The sequence below is a fragment of the Ochrobactrum sp. BTU2 genome, assembly GCF_024539785.1.
Taxonomy (GTDB): Bacteria; Pseudomonadota; Alphaproteobacteria; order Rhizobiales; family Rhizobiaceae; genus Brucella; species Brucella anthropi.
The window spans coordinates 1-1,664 of the sequence record NZ_JAHWRG010000072.1 but is presented as its reverse complement, the minus strand read 5'-3'; the positions used below and the strand labels follow the sequence as shown (position 1 = coordinate 1,664).

Here is a 1,664-nt window from a genome sequence, read left to right as displayed (position 1 = left end):
AGGCTTGTCGAGATACGGTTATATTCCGCAACGATAGTCTGCACGGCCCGATGTTCGGTTGTTTCCATCGGCAGGTTCAGGGCGTCCGGGCCGGTCAGTTCCGGGATCCATTTGCGTGGGTCAATGAACTTTGGGCCAATGATCAGAGCCGTAAGATAACCATCGAGACCGCTCATTGACCAGATTGGCGATGCCGGACGGCGTCCCCTGATAAAGGCTTCGAACGCCTCGTCATCGAGCTTCGGACGTGCCGTCATCTCCTGGCTGTTGTGCGTCATGCCGCCCGTCGCTCCTGCTGCATCATCGCTTCACGCTCAGCCTTCCAGGTCCACGGCAGGAGGCTTTCCATTTCAGTGGCTTTCACTTTGCCGCAGATGATGCGCTCCAGCACATCGGCAAGCCAGGTCTCAGGATCCACACCATTCAATTTGCAAGTATTGACGAGCGATGCGATGACCGCGAAGGACTTTCCACCCCGCTCGTTGCCCACGAACAACGAATTCTTCCTCGTCAGGGCCACGGACTTCATTGAACGCTCGACGACATTGGAGTCCACCTCGACCCGGCCATCATCAAGGAAGGCTGTCAACCCGCTCCAATGGTTGAGCGTGTAGCCGATGGCCTTGCCAAGCGCCGATTTCGCCGACACCTCCTCGCGCAGTTCAGTGAGATGGGCTTTCAGCTCTCTCATGACTGGAGCGGCCTCGCGACGTCTCACGACGAGCCGGGTATCGGCACTTTCGCCGCGCAGTTTTGCTTCAATCCGATAGATTTCCGCAACCCTGGCAAGAACCGACAAAGCCTCCGAAGAGCCCGTCAGCTTGACGACATCGACAAACTTGCGCCGAGCATGGGCAAGGCAGAAGGCCAGCCGCATGGGGGCGACATTGCTTTTGCCCCGACGTTTGACCATGGTTTTATAGGCTTGGTATCCATCGACTTGAAGCACGCCGGTAAACGACGACAATTGTCCCTCGATCTCGCGGGCGCTGCGGCTTTCGGCAAAGATATAGGCCACGGCCGGTGGTGCCGGACCATTCCATGGACGGTCGTCAACCGCCTGCGCCCATAACTGGCAGACCTTGGTTCGTTTGCGCCCCGGATCGAGCTGCGGCAACGGCGTCTCGTCACAGAACACCCTCGGCTGTGAGCGGATAAAAACGGTAAGCGTGTCATAGAGAAGCTCCAGCCACCAGGCGACCCGCGTGACCCAGGTGCCAAGCGTGCCACGATCAATACTGACACCACAGGAGGCCAGCATCTGTGCCTGGCGATTGAGCGGGAGATGCCAGGCAAACTTCGAAACAGCGACATGCGCGGCAAACGCCGTGGTCACCATGCCACCGTCCATCACCCGCGCCGGTGCAGGTGCTTGCACGATGGCACTCTCACAGGCCCGGCATGCATAGCGCGGCCGGATCGTCCGCTTGACCCGGACAACAGCAGGTACGATGTCGAGCGCCTCGCTGACGTCCGTGCCGATGCAATGCAGTTCGAACGAACAGCAGGGGCAAATCTTGCTCTCCGGCTCGATGATCTCTTCATAGCGCGGAAGATGCTTCGGCAAGCGGCCGATATTGCGGGCAGGTGACCGCCGTGCCTGTGTTTTGTCTTCACCGACCGGTGCGGCATCGTCATTGGCTGCAACGGGAATATCGCTTAGA

Annotated in this window: 2 protein-coding genes; both read right to left on the bottom strand. The window is 59.1% G+C overall.

The window, feature by feature from the left end; all coding sequences use genetic code 11:
• Positions 1–278: UPF0149 family protein (locus tag KWJ32_RS27995; protein ID WP_256886618.1), on the bottom strand; the 278-nt coding region annotated here is incomplete at its 3' end.
• Positions 275–1,664: IS66 family transposase (locus tag KWJ32_RS27990; RefSeq protein WP_256886617.1), on the bottom strand; the 1,390-nt coding region annotated here is incomplete at its 5' end. The genes KWJ32_RS27990 and KWJ32_RS27995, both read right to left, overlap by 4 nt.